This is a genomic window from Mesorhizobium tamadayense (genome assembly GCF_003863365.1).
GTDB classification, from domain to species: Bacteria; Pseudomonadota; Alphaproteobacteria; order Rhizobiales; family Rhizobiaceae; genus Mesorhizobium; species Mesorhizobium tamadayense.
In genome coordinates this window covers 46778-61067 of record NZ_RQXT01000037.1, presented here as the reverse complement: position 1 = coordinate 61067, position 14290 = coordinate 46778, and the positions used below count along the sequence as shown (strand labels likewise).

Annotated in this window: 14 protein-coding genes and 2 pseudogenes; 8 read left to right on the top strand and 8 right to left on the bottom strand. The window is 64.3% G+C overall.

Going from position 1 to position 14290, the window contains the following annotated elements; translation table 11 throughout:
• The first annotated feature begins 76 nt into the window (after nucleotides 1–76).
• Nucleotides 77–1099: a zinc-dependent alcohol dehydrogenase family protein gene (locus EH240_RS25210; RefSeq protein ID WP_125003680.1), complete on the top strand. Its 1023-nt coding sequence runs from the start codon at nucleotides 77–79 to the stop codon at nucleotides 1097–1099.
• A gap of 15 nt (nucleotides 1100–1114) precedes the next feature.
• Here the strand turns inward: EH240_RS25210 and EH240_RS25205 are convergent.
• The 4 genes and pseudogenes from EH240_RS25205 to EH240_RS25190 all read right to left on the bottom strand — a co-directional run bounded on the left by EH240_RS25205 (nucleotide 1115) and on the right by EH240_RS25190 (nucleotide 4294).
• A pseudogene (locus EH240_RS25205) lies at nucleotides 1115–1794 on the bottom strand (LssY C-terminal domain-containing protein).
• A 97-nt stretch (nucleotides 1795–1891) separates the two neighbouring features.
• Nucleotides 1892–2692, bottom strand: a complete 801-nt coding sequence (locus EH240_RS25200) for an extensin-like domain-containing protein (RefSeq protein WP_125003714.1) — start codon at nucleotides 2690–2692, stop codon at nucleotides 1892–1894.
• Between the two features lie 134 nt (nucleotides 2693–2826).
• Nucleotides 2827–3792, bottom strand: coding sequence for an extensin-like domain-containing protein (locus EH240_RS25195; protein WP_125003678.1), 966 nt, complete (start codon nucleotides 3790–3792; stop codon nucleotides 2827–2829).
• A gap of 76 nt (nucleotides 3793–3868) precedes the next feature.
• Nucleotides 3869–4294 (bottom strand): DUF3775 domain-containing protein, encoded by a 426-nt coding sequence (locus EH240_RS25190; RefSeq protein WP_125003676.1) that lies wholly within the window; start codon nucleotides 4292–4294, stop codon nucleotides 3869–3871.
• A 181-nt stretch (nucleotides 4295–4475) separates the two neighbouring features.
• Here EH240_RS25190 and EH240_RS25185 point away from each other — a divergent pair, with 181 nt between their 5' ends.
• Both EH240_RS25185 and greA read left to right on the top strand, forming a co-directional pair.
• Nucleotides 4476–5012: a tetratricopeptide repeat protein gene (locus EH240_RS25185; RefSeq protein ID WP_125003674.1), complete on the top strand. Its 537-nt coding sequence runs from the start codon at nucleotides 4476–4478 to the stop codon at nucleotides 5010–5012.
• Nucleotides 5013–5280: 268 nt separating this feature from the next.
• Nucleotides 5281–5754, top strand: coding sequence for a transcription elongation factor GreA (gene greA / locus EH240_RS25180; protein WP_125003672.1), 474 nt, complete (start codon nucleotides 5281–5283; stop codon nucleotides 5752–5754).
• Nucleotides 5755–5955: 201 nt separating this feature from the next.
• On the opposite strand, the gene waaC is transcribed toward greA, so the two are convergent.
• The 3 genes from waaC to rfaD are packed head-to-tail and all read right to left on the bottom strand — an operon-like array spanning nucleotide 5956 to nucleotide 8857.
• Complete coding sequence (gene waaC, locus EH240_RS25175) at nucleotides 5956–6930, bottom strand: lipopolysaccharide heptosyltransferase I (protein ID WP_125003670.1); 975 nt, start codon at nucleotides 6928–6930, stop codon at nucleotides 5956–5958.
• Nucleotides 6927–7934 (bottom strand): lipopolysaccharide heptosyltransferase II, encoded by a 1008-nt coding sequence (waaF, locus tag EH240_RS25170; protein WP_125003668.1) that lies wholly within the window; start codon nucleotides 7932–7934, stop codon nucleotides 6927–6929. Before waaF ends, waaC begins: the two co-directional genes overlap by 4 nt.
• Nucleotides 7907–8857, bottom strand: a complete 951-nt coding sequence (gene rfaD / locus EH240_RS25165; protein WP_125003666.1) for an ADP-glyceromanno-heptose 6-epimerase — start codon at nucleotides 8855–8857, stop codon at nucleotides 7907–7909. The genes waaF and rfaD overlap by 28 nt, the downstream gene beginning before the upstream one ends.
• Before the next feature lie 189 nt (nucleotides 8858–9046).
• Here rfaD and EH240_RS25160 point away from each other — a divergent pair.
• From EH240_RS25160 to EH240_RS25145, 4 genes and pseudogenes are all read left to right on the top strand, one after another.
• Nucleotides 9047–9673: pseudogene (locus EH240_RS25160) on the top strand (LysE family translocator).
• Between the two features lie 150 nt (nucleotides 9674–9823).
• Nucleotides 9824–11314, top strand: a complete 1491-nt coding sequence (gene rfaE1 / locus EH240_RS25155; protein ID WP_125003664.1) for a D-glycero-beta-D-manno-heptose-7-phosphate kinase — start codon at nucleotides 9824–9826, stop codon at nucleotides 11312–11314.
• Between the two features lie 7 nt (nucleotides 11315–11321).
• Nucleotides 11322–11894 (top strand): D-sedoheptulose-7-phosphate isomerase, encoded by a 573-nt coding sequence (locus tag EH240_RS25150; RefSeq protein WP_125003662.1) that lies wholly within the window; start codon nucleotides 11322–11324, stop codon nucleotides 11892–11894.
• Nucleotides 11887–12519 (top strand): D-glycero-alpha-D-manno-heptose-1,7-bisphosphate 7-phosphatase, encoded by a 633-nt coding sequence (locus tag EH240_RS25145; RefSeq protein WP_125003660.1) that lies wholly within the window; start codon nucleotides 11887–11889, stop codon nucleotides 12517–12519. The genes EH240_RS25150 and EH240_RS25145 overlap by 8 nt, the downstream gene beginning before the upstream one ends.
• A gap of 87 nt (nucleotides 12520–12606) precedes the next feature.
• Here the strand turns inward: EH240_RS25145 and EH240_RS25140 are convergent, their stop codons facing one another.
• Nucleotides 12607–13083, bottom strand: coding sequence for an Lrp/AsnC family transcriptional regulator (locus tag EH240_RS25140; RefSeq protein ID WP_125003658.1), 477 nt, complete (start codon nucleotides 13081–13083; stop codon nucleotides 12607–12609).
• A gap of 218 nt (nucleotides 13084–13301) precedes the next feature.
• On the opposite strand from EH240_RS25140, the gene trxB reads away from it, so the two are divergent.
• On the top strand, nucleotides 13302–14276 hold the full coding sequence (gene trxB, locus EH240_RS25135; RefSeq protein WP_125003656.1) for a thioredoxin-disulfide reductase: 975 nt from the start codon (nucleotides 13302–13304) through the stop codon (nucleotides 14274–14276).
• Nucleotides 14277–14290: the final 14 nt, after the last annotated feature.

Sequence of the window (14290 nt, the reverse complement as noted above, 5' to 3'; positions counted from 1 at the left end):
GCATAGAAGCACTATTTTCCATAGTTGAATCGCGTAAACATCCGGCATCGCCATCAATCGCGGAGCGCGGACGACAATGAGCACCGACATCAACAGATCCTGGCAGATGAGCGGCTTCGGCCTATCGAGGCTGCGACCGGTGGACGGCAGCATTCCCGCGTTCGGCGCACGCGATCTTCTGGTGCGCACCAGGGCCGTGTCACTGAACTACAAGGACCGGATGATCGTCGACGGCGTGTTGATCCCTGACCTTGCCTTTCCTTTCGTGCCAACATCCGATGCCGTCGGCGAGCTGGTGGCCGTGGGCAGCGACGTCAGCCGCTTCAAGGTCGGCCAGCGCGTGCTCGGCCAGGTGATCGCGGACTGGCCGGACGGCGATGCGCCGCCGGTGCTGCACACGCATACGTTGGGTTCCTCGCTGCCCGGCATGCTGTCTGAATATGTGATCTTCGGCGAGGACGCGGCGGTGCTGGCGCCAGCCTCGCTCAGCGATGCCGAGGCGGCGACGCTCCCGATCGCAGCGCTGACGGCGTGGTTCGCGCTGGTCGAGGCCACGAAGCCGGTGCCGGGCGAGACCGTTCTCATCCAGGGCACAGGCGGAGTCTCGCTGTTTGCGCTGCAGTTCGCGGCCGCTTTCGGCCTGCGAGCCATCGTCACTTCGAGCACCGACGACAAGCTCGCCCGGGCCAAGGAACTCGGCGCCTGGCAGGTGATCAACTACCGCGAACAACCGGCATGGGACGAGGCCGCGCGCGAATTGACCGACGGCGCGGGCGTCAGGCACGTGTTGGAAATGGTTGGCGGCGACAACGCGCGGCGCTCGCTCAATGCACTCGGTGCCGATGGCAGGCTGACGGTCATCGGCCTTCTGGGCGGCATGGAGCTCAGCTTTCCGATTATGCCCTTCATGCGCAACCGTATTACCGTACAAGGGATTTCGGTCGGCCATCGCCGCGCCTTCGAGCGCATGAACCAAGCGATCGAGGCGCTCGGCATCAAGCCCGTCATCGACAGGGTATTCGGCTTCGATGAGGTGCCGCAGGCCTTCGAGCATCTGGAGAAAGGTCCATTCGGCAAGATCGTCATCACCACGGCCTGAGCTTTACGGCCTCGATCAGGGCAATGGCTTCAACACGCCGATTACAGCCATGCCGTCAGTGAAATAAGGATCACCACCGCCGTTCCTGCCGCTTTTCGTGGCGCCTATCCCCGGTATCTCGGCGGTCGAGATCAGCATGCCGGCAGCATGGAGGTCGCCGATCAGGAAGTTGCGCTCGGCGTCGATATCCGGGCCGATGTGGTGCGTGATGGCGCCGGTGTCGTGGCTGAGGCCGACGCCTCGGTCGAAGCTGGCGGCGCCCAGCCAGAGCGGACGGCCGTCGTCGCCGACCGTGTCGGTCTGCCAGAAGCGGACGTGGTGGCGGCGGTCGGCGCTGTCGCCGACCGGCTTTTCGAAGGCGAGGTCCTGGGCGCGGCCTTCGAACAGCAACCTGCTCATCGGCGCATCGGGATAGGGTCGGTCAAACAAGACACTTTCGCCGATGTCGATCGCGTCCTCAGCGTGACCGCGTCGGCCGTATCCCAGCCGGCGACGGCAAAGGCGTGGACAAGCTCCTTCTTCGTGCCGACAAGGCCGACATTGATCGGATCGCCCGGAATGCCTTGCGGCGTATGTGTCACCATCTCGAAGTGCTGCGTGCGGAAGCCACGCTCCCGCCAGCTCCGGAATTCCGGCGCGGCAAGATAGGCAAAGGCAAGATAGCAGGCGCAGAAAGCTGCCAGCCAAATCGCCACGCGTCGCCTAGGCTTCGCTCACCCACGAGAGACCACTCCCATGCCTGTGCCCGGGCATTTTACGCGGCGTTGGACGGATTAGGCAGAGGGACGCCCGTCAGCGGCAGGCGCGGTAGCCGTTCCTGCGGTTCTTGACGTCGAAGTGGAAGTGGTTGCGATGGTCGTAATTGTAACCCGGACCGAGCACAGTGTTGAAATACTGACAGCCGTCGGCGCGCACATTGTTGAGGAAGCCGCGGGTGCGGAAGGCGAACAGGCCCGGCTTGCGCACGTCGATGTCGTCGCCATTGTTAAGCTCGATGCTCATGACGTCGAGCGCGTTGCCCTTGCCGTGCTCGGACAGGACGCCTTCGCCGGCGATGTTGCGGCACGAGTAGCTCGACCCCTGGTGGATCGTCTTGACGCCAGAGAAGTAGCGCCAGCGGGCGGCCGGCACGAGCTCGTTCCTGGTCCAGGCGGCGAAGGTCGCGGCCATGTTGCAGGTCAGCGTGGCGGCGGGCTTCATCTCGACGCTGCCGATGGCCGAAACCTTCACCGGAAAGTCGATGCCGCACTGGCCTTCGTGGATCGGCTGGATGTCCTGGTAAACGACGCCGAGGCGTTTCAGCTCGTTGCGGCAGTCGATCTCGCTGGCCGGCATCTGCTCGGGCGATGACATCGGCTCGTCCATGCGCGGATAGGCGGCCTGGGTCATATAAGGGTTGGACGGGACAAGCCTCTGCATGCCGGAATATTGAGGCGCCTCCGGCACGGCGGCGGTTTGGCTGCCGACGTCCACGGCCGGCTGCAGCGAGAAGACGTCGCCTGTAGTGCAGGCCGAGATCGCCGCGATGGCAAGGCCGGTGGCCAGCCTTACGGCGGAGCAGGCAAAATAGTTCTGCCGCGCCGCGGCAAGCATGGCGCCAAGTGTTTTGGCCATCGAAAGGCATCCAGTCCCCGGATGGCACAAGTCTAGTCGGCAAGAGTAAAGGAAAGATCAGCGCCGGCATTCACGCCTGGGGCCGAATTGCGGCATCTGTTCTTGGCATTCACTCACTGGCAGAACGTCCCGCCGTGGCGGCGCGGCTCGAGGTCGAAGTGGAAATGCAGCGCATGGTCGGGATCGGCGCCGGGACCAAGCACGGTCTTGAACGGCCCGCAGGCTGCCTTGCGCACCATATTCAGGAACTTTCCGTCCTTCTCGGGCGGCGCCGGACCGACGTCGATCGTCCTGCCGTCCGATAGTGTGAAGGAAGCGATGTCGAGCGCATTGCCGAAGGCGTGCTCCGACAGTTTTCCCGCGCCATGACGCGGCCGGCAGACGAAGGCCGAGGCCTGACCGATCGATTTCAGATCGGCGCCGAATTCGGCCTTCGCGGCGGGCAGGACGATATCGGCCGCAAAGCGGGCGGCAGCCTCGGCCATCCGGCAATTGAGCTCGGTGCCGGGACCGATGCCGATGGATTTGCCGAGCGTCTTCAAAACGATAGGGTAGGGGATCGAGCAGCCGATCTCGGCGTCATGCTCGGCTTTGTGCTCGACGAATTCAACGCCGAGCGCCTTCAGCCGACCGCGGCAGGCCTCCTCTTCTTCCGGCATCTTGTCGGCGGGCAGTTCAGTGGAACGCGGATCGGGAGGCGCTTTCTCTTTGTCGGCATCCGTCGGTTTCGCTGGAGGGAGCGGGGCCGTGGCCGGCGGTTCCGGCTCCACCTCTGTCGGCTTCTCCGGCGGCGTCGGAGCGACCGCCGGCGTCTGCGGCACCACCGCACCGGCCGAGGGTTTCGGAGCCATCGCTTCAGCCCCGCTTGGTGCATTGCCAACGGTGTCGGTGGGACGCGGTTCTGGAACCGGTGCTGTCGCTGGCGTTTCCGGTGCCGGCGCAGCGCTTTGGCTGAGCGGGGGCAAATGGCTCTTATGCTGGCGCTGGTGATGCCGGGCCATCGCCGGCGTGACCAGCAAGGCCGCCGCCACCAGGGGCAGCGCCAGTCTGCAAAATCCGGAAAGGCTCAGCGTTGCCATCGGCCGGAAACGGCGCCGGCACTGCAAGGTTGCCTTGGACTTTGCGGCGTTGCGATCAAAATCGGTTACCGGCCCGTTACGCGCCGATTGCCTCCAGGCCTTCTTCCAGCCAGTCGGCGAGCTGCGGCAGGCCGAGCAGGTATTTTGCGGTGCGCTTGTTGGCGCGCTCGCGCGCGGCCGCCACCGCGTCGACCCATTCAGACGCTTCGTAGTCGCCGCGGCCCACCCAGGCCAACGCCACGAGCTCGGCCGCTTCATCGACGTTGAGATCGTTGATCAGTTCGCGGAACTCCTCTTCGGTAAGGTCTTCCGAGGCTTCCTCGGCGAGGCCGTCATGATGGTGGTTGTCGTGCCCGTCGCCGTCGAATTCGACCTCGTGCTCGGTGCCGTCGTCGTAGTCCTCGTTGACGGCGGCGCTCAGCGCCTTGGCCTTGAGGATGAACAGGCGCACCGTGTCCGGGTCGATGGAAAGTTCCCACTCGTTTTCGAGGCGCTGCTGCACTGGCCTTTCTCCTCGTCGTGCGCTCGACTGATGATAGCGGATTTGCAGCCCGCGTCACATCCGTTCGCAAGGATCAGAATAGCCCTGGACGTCCAAAATAGTTCGGCTGCCGTCGGTATTTCGGGATGAAAGCGCATCGAGGCGGCGTTAATCTGCCATTGTCACGCTCAAGGAGGCTTTCATGCGCAGACGTTTGCTTGTTCAGGTCCTGGCAGTTGCTGCCCTGCCGCTGTTTGTGGCGCCGGCATTCACGGCTGGTGAAGGTGGTGGAGGCAACAGTGGCGGCACCACTCAGTGCAAGAAGGGCGAGGTCTGGGACAAGAAGAAGAAAAAGTGCGTTGTGCCGCAGTATGGCATGCTGGATGACGACAGCATCTACGAGGCTGGCCACGATCTGGCGATGGCCGGGCGCTATGACGAGGCGATCTCGGTGCTGACGCTCGCCGCCAACAAGCAGGATCCGCGCATCCTCAACTATCTCGGCTACTCGCATCGCCATTCCGGCCGTGTCACGGTCGGCCTCGGCTATTATGAGGAAGCGCTGCGCATCGACCCCAATTACACGCTGGTGCGCGAGTATCTCGGCGAGGCGCATCTGCAGATCGGCGACCTTGCCGGCGCGCAGGAGCAGCTGCAGGAGATCGAGAAGCGGACCGGCAAAGGCTCACGCGAATACGGCATGCTGTCGGAGCAGATCGATCATTTCCTGAGGAGCTGATTCGACAACCGGCTCTTCAAACCGGCTGCGAACATTCGCAGCCGGTTTTTTGCTGCTGCCGCATTCGCCGCCAGGCGATCAAGCGAAAGCAGTGATCATTTTGCCAAACTTCATTTTTGGGCGTGAAAATCGCGCGAAGATTGCTATATTCAGGGAAATTGTGGTGAAACGGTTCCGTTAGCCCGAGGCTGCCGGACCGTTTTCTTTTTGTACCCAACGACAAGGCTATCCCCGAGAAGCGGGGGTGGCGGCAGGAAAGGTCAGGCACATGATCAAGGTCCCGATGACAGGCGAGGGGTTCGCGTCATTGAAGGAAGAACTGCGCTGGCGCCAGCAGGAAGAGCGTCCGCGCATCATCGAGGCGATCTCCGAGGCGCGCTCGCATGGCGACCTGTCCGAAAATGCCGAGTACCACGCGGCGAAAGAGTCTCAGAGTCACAATGAGGGTCGTATCCACGAGCTCGAGGACCTGATCGCGCGAGCCGAGGTGATCGATGTAACGAAGCTCAGCGGCGACAAGGTGAAGTTCGGCGCCACCGTCGTTTTGGTCGACGAGGATACCGAGGAAAAGAAGACCTATCAGATCGTCGGCGACCAGGAAGCGGATGTGAAGTCCGGCCGCATCTCGATCTCCTCGCCCATCGCGCGCGCGCTCATTGGCAAGGAAGTCGGCGACGCCATCGAGGTCAACGCCCCCGGCGGCGCCAGGGGTTATGAGATCGTCCAGGTGCAGTTCATTTAGGACCTTTTGATAATTCTACTCCGGCGGCCGAGTAGAGCGGTTTTCTGCGCTACCGGCCTTCGCCGGCCGAAGCACTCATGAGTGGCGTGGCAGTTAAGGCTACGGCCGGCGTAGGCCGGTGCTCCCGTACTTTAAGTACGCTCCGCTCCGGTTCTCGAAAACCACGCTATTCGACTCGCCGGAGCGAATTCTGAAAGGCCCTTACGCCGCCGCTTGTGACTTGAGCATAAGCAGCCGTTCAGCCTCCTCTATCACATCAACCGGCGTGACTTTGCTGCCAGCGGGCGCCAGCAAGGTCGACGAGAACGGCCCACGCGGGCCGGTCAGGCCCGGCTCCGTTGCCAGGAAGATGGCGACCGTCGGCAAGCCGAAGGCGCTGGCGAGATGGGTGAGGCCGGTGTCGGCGCCGATGACGAGCGTCGACCGACCGAGGATCGCGGCGATCTCTGCGAGCGGCGCCTTCTGGATCAACGCCGTTTTCGGTACGGCGCCGGCGATCGCTTCGGCGACGCGCTTTTCCGCTTCGTTCGACCAGGTGACGACCGGCGTGAATTGCCCGGCAACCAGTTGGCGGGCGGTCTCGATCCAGTCCTCAACCGGCCATTTCTTGTCTTCGCGGCTCGTGCCGTGCAGCAGGAAAGCGGTTCTACCTTCGACGCCGGGAAGTCCGCCTGCCGGCGGCACTATGCCTGAGTCGAGGCGCGAAAGATCCGGCTGATAACCCAGCGCCAGCCCGAACAGCCGCCGTGTGCGCTCGATGGCGTGCAAGTCGCGCGGCACCGCGTATTTGTGGTCGTAAAGCAGCGTCGCCGAAGGCTCGCGGGCGCTGGCGCGGTCGAAGCCGGCGATCGGCGCGCCGGCCTGTTTGGCAACGACAGCCGATTTCAACAGCCCCTGGGCATCGATGACCAGGTCATAGCGAGCCGAGCGCAACGCTCGGCGCAGGCCGGCCATCTCGCGCCATGTGCCGCGGTCGAACGGCTTCTTGCGCCAGCGACGGATCGCCATTTTGTGGATGGACCTTACTGCTGGATGCAAGGCGACGATGCCGGCGAAGGGCTCCTCCACGCACCAGTCGAAGCTTATGCCTGGGTGATTGCGGAGCGCATCCTCGACAGCCGGGAACGTATGGATGACGTCACCCATCGACGACGTCTTGACGATCAGCACCTTCATGCGGCTGCCGGAACCTTGAGCAACCGGTCGGCCGCGGCGGCGACCCGCGCGACGTCGAGCGTTTTCAGGCAGTTGAGATGGCCGAGCGGGCAAATCTTCTGATGGCAGGGCGAGCAGGAAAGGTGCAGCCAGATCAGCTCCGAGCGATCGGTCAGCGGCGGCGTGTTCTCGGGCGAGGTCGAGCCGTAGACGGCGACGATCGGCGTGCCGACGGCGGCCGCGACATGCATCAGTCCGCTGTCGTTCGACACGGCAAGCTTCGCCGCGGCGATCAGGTCTATGGCGTCCTCAAGCTTTGTCCTGCCGGCAAGGTCGACGGCGCCCGGCGCGAGCCTCGCGATCTCGCCGGTCACCTCGGCGTCGTTCTTCGAGCCGAGCAAGGCGACGCCCAAGCCCTTTGCCATCATGCCCCGGGTTAGCTCGGCATAGTGATCGCTCGGCCAGCGCTTTGCTGGGCCGAATTCGGCACCCGGCATCAACGCGACGAATTCCTTTGCTTGCAATCCGAACCGCGCCAGTAGATCCGCCTGATTGGCCGCATCGACGGTGAGCTTCGGCGCGCGAAAGGTGCCGCCGCGCGCCAAGCCGAAATAGGCCCTCGCCGTGCGCCGTTTGAGGGCGTCGGGCAAGGCAACGATGTCGGTCAGCAAGCCGTAGCGCATTTCGCGCAAATTGCCGACGCGGCGCGGAATGCGGGCAAAGAAAGGGATCAGCGCCGATTTCCAGCTCCCCGGCAGCACATAGGCCATGTCGTAGCGGCCGCGCAGCAGGCGGCCGAAGCGCCTGCGGCTGCGGAATTCGAGCGCGCCGGGCATCAGCGGGAAGTCGATCTGGCAGCGTATTTCGGGCATGCGCTTGACCAGGGGCGCCGCCCAGGCGGGCGCCAGCACGTCGATCGCGGCGTTGGGATGCTTTTCCTTCAGTGCCGAAAACAGGCACTGCGCCATGACCATGTCGCCCACCCAGCGTGGGCCGATCACGAGGATCGTTGGGCTTTCAGCCATTGGACATAGTCTCTGACGCCGGTTTCGACGGTGCGGAATTGGCCATTGTAGCCGGCTGCGCGCAAGCGGGACATATCAGCCTGCGTAAAACTCTGGTAGCTGCCCTTGAGATGGTCGGGGAAGGGGATGAACTCGATCTCACCCTTACCGAGCGTGTCGATCACCGTTTCGGCGATGGCGCGGAACGGCTGGGCGCGGCCGGTGCCGCAATTGAAGATGCCGCTTGAGCCCCGCTTCCACAGCCACAGATTGACGTCGGCGACATCGCCGACATGGATGAAGTCGCGGCTCTGCTCGCCGGGGCCGAACCCGCCATAGGCGCCGAACAGTTTCGGGTTTTGGCCTTGCTCGATCTGGTTGAACAGGTGGAAGGCGACCGAGGCCATGGCGCCCTTATGCGCCTCTCGCGGCCCGTAGACGTTGAAATAGCGCAACCCCGCCACCTGTGAATGGTCGGTGTCGAAGACGTTGCGGCGGACATAGTCGTCGAAGAGCTTTTTCGAATATGCGTAGACGTTGAGCGGCCGCTCGAACTCGGGCTCTTCGCGAAACTCGCTGCCGCCGCCATAGACCGAGGCCGAGGAGGCGTAGAGGAAGGGCACGCGGAGCGCGAGGCAGGCGTGCAGCAGGCGCTTCGAATAGGCGTAGTTCACTTCCATCATGAACTTGCCGTTCCATTCGGTGGTGGTCGAGCAGGCGCCCTGGTGGAAGACGGCCTCGATGCGGCCGAGCCCGCCGTCCTCGAGCCGGGCCAGAAATTCGTCCTTGTCGAGATAGTCGGCGATATGGAGGTCGGCGAGGTTGGCGATCTTGTGGCCGTCGGTCAGATCATCGACGACCACGATGTCGTCATGGCCCTCGGCATTGAGCGTGGCGACGATGTTGGAGCCGATCATGCCGGCGCCGCCCGTGACGATGATCATGAGAGCCTCTGTTGCAAGCGATTTCGGCCCTTATAGGGGAGGCGCGAGGGGGTGTCGATAAAGCATGTCAAACGCATACCGGGCACCCGCTCGGCCACAGTCGCGCCGCAAAGCTCCCGCTTCACTCGCGCGGGCTGACCTTCCGGGCGAAATGCCAGCGGCTGACGAGATCGCGACAGGAGCAAGGCAATGCCATCGACCGAACTGCTTATCGCCTTTTTCGCCACTACAGCGATCTTGGCCTACATTCCCGGCCCGGCCATGCTCTATGCCGCGGCGCAGACCATGGCGCGCGGGCGCTGGTCGGGGCTGATGGCTGCTCTCGGCATCCACCTTGGCGGCTACGTGCATGTTCTTGCCGCCGCGACCGGCCTGCCGTGCTGTTCCACGCCGTGCCGCCGCTTTACATGACCGTCAAGCTCGTCGGCGCGCTCTACCTGATCTGGCTCGGCGTTTCACTGTTCCGCGCCAAGACCCAGGCGAACGGAACGCTGCCTGTCATCGAGCGAAAATCGACCCATCGCGCCTTTTTCGAGAGCATCACGGTCGAGGTGCTCAATCCCAAGACAGCCATCTTCTTCATGGCGTTCCTGCCGCAGTTCATCGATGCCTCGGCGACCTTTCCGGTCTGGCTGCAGTTCGTGGTGCTGGGAACCATCGTCAACCTGATGTTCTCGTCGGCCGACATCGTTTGCGCTGGCCGGTGCGATGATTTCGCGGCTACGGCGCTCGGGTCGTGCGCAGTGTCTGATGCAGCGCGCCGGCGGCGCCGTGCTTGTCGGTCTCGGCGTCCATGTTGCCCTGCAGAAGAGCTGATCCGCCTGCCGCCGCGCCGCGAGCCGCTCCAAGCCCGGCGTTGCGCTGGCTCGAATTGCGGTATATCGGCATCGCAAATACCGAATGGCGCCGGATTTCCGGCGCCGCAACCCTGATCAAGATACGCCATTTCGGGCGCGCGCCAGTGAGATGATCAAGCACCAACTGCCTTCCCCGGAACCCTTGCATCGCGCCATCGCGCGGTTTGGCGACGTCACCGTGCTGGTGGTCGGCGATTTCATCCTCGACCGCTTCGTCAGCGGCGTTATCGAGCGGATCTCGCCGGAAGCGCCGATCCCCGTGCTGCACGGGCGTGGCGAGATGTTGGCCATGGGCGGCGCTGGCAATGTGGTTTCCAACATCGTTTCGCTGGGGGCCGGCGCTATTCCCGTCTCGGTGATCGGCGCCGACCAGACCGGCGACAGCCTTATGCGTATGCTAGGCGATCTCGGCGCCGATACCGACGGCCTGTTGCAGCAAAAGGGCCGCATGACTTCGTCGAAGAGCCGCTTCAGCGCGCTCAACCAACAGGTGCTGCGGTTTGATGAGGAAGAGATCAGGCCGCTCACCTCTGCGGAGCGGGCGATGCTCATCGAGCATTTCCAGGCCGCACTTGCGCGCGCCGACATCGTCATCCTCTCCGATTACGGCAAGGGCATCCTGCTCGACGGTGTGGCGGCCGAACTGATCGCGATCTGCCGCGATGCCGGAAAGCCGGTGCTGGCCGATCCCAAGGGGCGCGACTATGCGCGCTATGCCGGAGCGACGGCGGTCACGCCCAACCGCAAGGAACTCGGCGAAGCAGCCGGGCGCGCGGTGTTCGGCGACGACGAGATTGTCGCCGCGGCGCGCGACCTGATCGCGGCGCATGATTTCGATTTCATCGTGGCGACGCGCAGCGAAAAGGGCATGAGCGTCGTCACCGCGGAGGATGCCCGCCACATCTCCACGCAGGCGCGCGAAGTGTTTGACGTCTCCGGCGCCGGCGACACGGTCATCGCGACCTTCGCTCTGTCATTGGCCGCAGGCGCGGACCGCGTGCAGGCCGCTACGATCGCCAACGCCGCCGGCGGCGTCGTGGTCGGCAAGCGCGGCACGGCGCGGCTGACGGTCGAGGAGCTTTCGGGCGCGCTGTTCCGCTCGCACGGTCCGGTTGCCCACCAGGACGCCATTCTCGACGCCGACGCCGCGGCAAGGATGGTGGTCGCGTGGAAAGAGGAGGGGCTGACGGTCGGCTTCACCAACGGCTGCTTCGACATCCTGCATGCCGGCCATGTCAGCCTGCTGCATGCCGCGCGCAGCCAGTGCGACCGGCTGGTGCTTGGCTTGAACAGCGATGCCTCGGTGCGCAGGCTCAAGGGTCCCGGGCGTCCGGTCAACGACCAGCATGACCGTGCCTGCGTGCTCGCCGCCCTTGCCTCGGTCGATGCCGTCGTCGTCTTCGAGGAAGACACGCCGCTGGTGCTGATCGACGCGCTCAAGCCCGACGTCCTGGTCAAGGGCGCGGACTACACGATCGAGACTGTGGTCGGCGCGGACGAGGTGCAGAAGGCGGGCGGGCGCGTGGTGCTGGTCGACCTCGTCGCCGGCAAGAGCACGACCAGCACCATCGGCAAGCTGCGTGCCGGCGGCACGAATTGAGGATTTCATGTCCGAACTGAACGACTATCTGGTCCGCTCCGCGGCGGCGATCTCGGCGATGGTCGAACGCGACCTCACGGCAGAGATGGAACGCGCGGTGAGCACGGTCGTGATGGCGCTTTCGCAGGGCAAGGCGCTGCTGATTTGCGGCAATGGCGGCTCGGCGAGCGATGCCATCCACATCGCCGGCGAACTGGTCGGCCGCTTCCTCAAGGAGCGCAAGGGCTACAACGTCATCGCGCTGCCGGCCAACGCGGCGGTGCTGACCGCCTGGGGCAACGATTACGGCTTCGACACGGTCTTCTCGCGCCAGGTCGAGGCGCATGGATCGGAAGGCGCGGTGCTGCTCGCCATCTCGACCAGCGGCAATTCGCCGAGCATCCTTGCGGCCGCCGAGCAGGCGCGGGCCATGGGCATGACGGTGATCAGCCTGACCGGCGACACCGGCGGCAAGCTGAAGCCGCTGACGGATATCCTGCTCAACGTACCGTCGACCTCGACGCCGATCATCCAGCAGGGGCATCTCTGCCTCTACCACCATCTGTGCGAGGCGGTGGAAGCGCGTCTCAGCCATGCCTGATGGCGGCGCGGACTATCCGCTTGTAGAGCCCGGCCTGTGGGTCGAGCGGATCGGAACGAAGACTTTTGCGACCGGCCTGCCGGCGCTCTTTCTCGACCGTGACGGCACTATCAATATCGACACCGACTATCCAAGCGACCCGGCGGACATCGTGCTCAGGCCGCAGATACTGCCGGCCGTCGAGACCGCCAACCAGACTGGTGTTCCGGTCGTCGTCGTCACCAACCAGTCCGGCATCGCGCGCGGCTATTTTGGCTGGGACGCATTCGCGTCCGTCAATCGGCGGGTGCTCGACCTGCTGGGTGAGAAGAACGCCGCCGTCGACATGGTACTGGCCTGCGCCTACCACGAAGCTGGTTCCGGCCCGCTGGCAATTGCTGACCATCCGATGCGCAAGCCCAATCCGGGCATGCTGGTCGAGGCGGGACGCAGGCTTGGCCTCGATCTCAAGCGATCGCTGATCGTCGGTGACAAGGCGGCGGACATGGAGGCGGGCCAGCGCGCCGGCCTCACACGCGGCTGGCTTGTCGACGGCGAAGCCACAACGACAGGCGGACTTGCGGTTTCTCCGTTGCGCGACGCCCGTGATCTCGACGGCCTGCTGGCCGCGATACGGTCGCTTTGATCTCGTACTGATTCAAAGCTGGGCGCCAAGCCGCTGGTTCTCCAGGGTTTATGGGAAGCTGGCGCAGTTTTCCTGGAATTGCTTTCGTCAACTCGGAAAGGCCACCAACCCTTCATCCTTGACGCGGCGGATGGTCAGCGCGGTGCGCACGGTATCGACATTGGGCGCCGAGGCGAGCTCCTCGATAACGAAGGTCTGGAAGGTGCCGAGATCGCTCGCCACGCAATGCAGCAGGAAGTCGGACTCTCCCGACACCATCCAGGCATCGCGCACGATCGGCCAGCCGCGCGTGCGCTCGGCAAAAGTCTTGAGCTCTGCGTCGGCCTGATGGTGCAGGCCGATCAGGCAGAAGGCGACGACATCCATGCCGAGCGCAGGCGCGTTGAGCAAAGCGCGGTAGCCGCGGATGATGCCGGCTTCTTCCAGCCGCCTGACACGGCGCAGGCAAGGTGGCGCCGAGATGCCGACCCGGCTCGATAGCTCGACATTGGTCATGCGGCCGTCATTCTGCAGCTCGCGCAGGATCTTCCAGTCGATGGCGTCGAGATCGGCTTTGAGCGGCATGATCGGCTTTCGCGCAAGAATCTTTCGCGATTTTGTAATTTGGTTTCGCGCGAGAGGCCATCCCTTTGCGATGATTTTTCCGATAACGGGCGGCAATATGGCCCGGTATGCCTGCGACGAAGCTTTCCGGGGACGAAGGCCAAGCTGCCTTGCTGGCTTGCCGGGCAACACTTACATTACCGGCGACAAACCACGGCCTCGAGCCGCAGGGGACTTTTATGAACACCAAACATGCGCCAGTTCTCATCATCGGCTCCGGTCCGGCCGGCTACACGGCGGCGATCTATGCCGCCCGCGCCATGCTGAAGCCGATGCTCGTCGCCGGCCTGCAGCAGGGCGGCCAGCTGATGATCACCACCGACGTCGAGAACTATCCTGGCTTTGCCGATCCGATCCAGGGTCCCTGGCTGATGGAGCAAATGCTCAAGCAGGCCGAGCATGTCGGCACCGACGTCGTCAACGACATCATCACCGAGGTCGACATCAACGTGCGGCCGTTCCGCGCCACCGGCGATTCCGGCACCGTCTATACCGCCGACGCGCTGATCATCGCCACCGGCGCGCAGGCCAAGTGGCTGGGCATTCCCTCGGAGCAGACCTTCATGGGCTTTGGCGTGTCCGCCTGCGCCACCTGCGACGGCTTTTTCTATCGCGGCAAGGATGTTGCCGTGGTCGGCGGCGGCAATTCGGCGGTCGAAGAGGCGCTCTATCTCGCCAACCTCGCCAAGAGCGTCACCGTCATTCACCGGCGAAGCGATTTTCGCGCCGAGCGAATCCTGCGCGAGCGGCTGTTCAAGAAGGAGAACGTCCGCGTCATCTGGGACACGGTCGTCGACGAGATCACCGGGCAGCCTGGCAAGGCGCCGCTGCCGCCTTCGGTCGAAGGGCTGAAGCTGCGCAATGTGGTGACCGGAGACGTGTCGCGGCTGAAGGTCGACGGCGTGTTCGTGGCGATCGGCCACGCGCCGGCGGTCGAGCTGTTCGCCGGCAAGCTCAAGCAGAAGCCGAACGGCTATTTGTGGACGGCGCCGGATTCGACCCGCACCGACGTTCCCGGCGTGTTCGCCGCCGGCGACGTGACGGACGACATCTACCGCCAGGCGGTGACGGCCGCGGGCCTCGGTTGCATGGCCGCGCTCGAGGCGGAGAAATATCTGGCGGGGATCGAAGTTCACCGCGAGGCGGCAGAATAAGCTATCGGCTGAGA

Bases quoted from the DNA above. Each gene is read 5' to 3' on its own strand.
- greA (WP_125003672.1), top strand. From the start codon at position 5,281: ATGATCAAGGTCCCGATGACAGGCGAGGGGTTCGCGTCATTGAAGGAA.
- EH240_RS25140 (WP_125003658.1), bottom strand. From the start codon at position 13,083: ATGCCGCTCAAAGCCGATCTCGACGCCATCGACTGGAAGATCCTGCGC.
- EH240_RS25210 (WP_125003680.1), top strand. From the start codon at position 77: ATGAGCACCGACATCAACAGATCCTGGCAGATGAGCGGCTTCGGCCTA.
- waaF (WP_125003668.1), bottom strand. From the start codon at position 7,934: ATGGCTGAAAGCCCAACGATCCTCGTGATCGGCCCACGCTGGGTGGGC.
- EH240_RS25195 (WP_125003678.1), bottom strand. From the start codon at position 3,792: ATGGCAACGCTGAGCCTTTCCGGATTTTGCAGACTGGCGCTGCCCCTG.
- EH240_RS25150 (WP_125003662.1), top strand. From the start codon at position 11,322: ATGTCCGAACTGAACGACTATCTGGTCCGCTCCGCGGCGGCGATCTCG.
- waaC (WP_125003670.1), bottom strand. From the start codon at position 6,930: ATGAAGGTGCTGATCGTCAAGACGTCGTCGATGGGTGACGTCATCCAT.
- EH240_RS25200 (WP_125003714.1), bottom strand. From the start codon at position 2,692: ATGCTTGCCGCGGCGCGGCAGAACTATTTTGCCTGCTCCGCCGTAAGG.
- rfaE1 (WP_125003664.1), top strand. From the start codon at position 9,824: ATGATCAAGCACCAACTGCCTTCCCCGGAACCCTTGCATCGCGCCATC.
- rfaD (WP_125003666.1), bottom strand. From the start codon at position 8,857: ATGATCATCGTCACGGGCGGCGCCGGCATGATCGGCTCCAACATCGTC.
- trxB (WP_125003656.1), top strand. From the start codon at position 13,302: ATGAACACCAAACATGCGCCAGTTCTCATCATCGGCTCCGGTCCGGCC.
- EH240_RS25145 (WP_125003660.1), top strand. From the start codon at position 11,887: ATGCCTGATGGCGGCGCGGACTATCCGCTTGTAGAGCCCGGCCTGTGG.
- EH240_RS25185 (WP_125003674.1), top strand. From the start codon at position 4,476: ATGCGCAGACGTTTGCTTGTTCAGGTCCTGGCAGTTGCTGCCCTGCCG.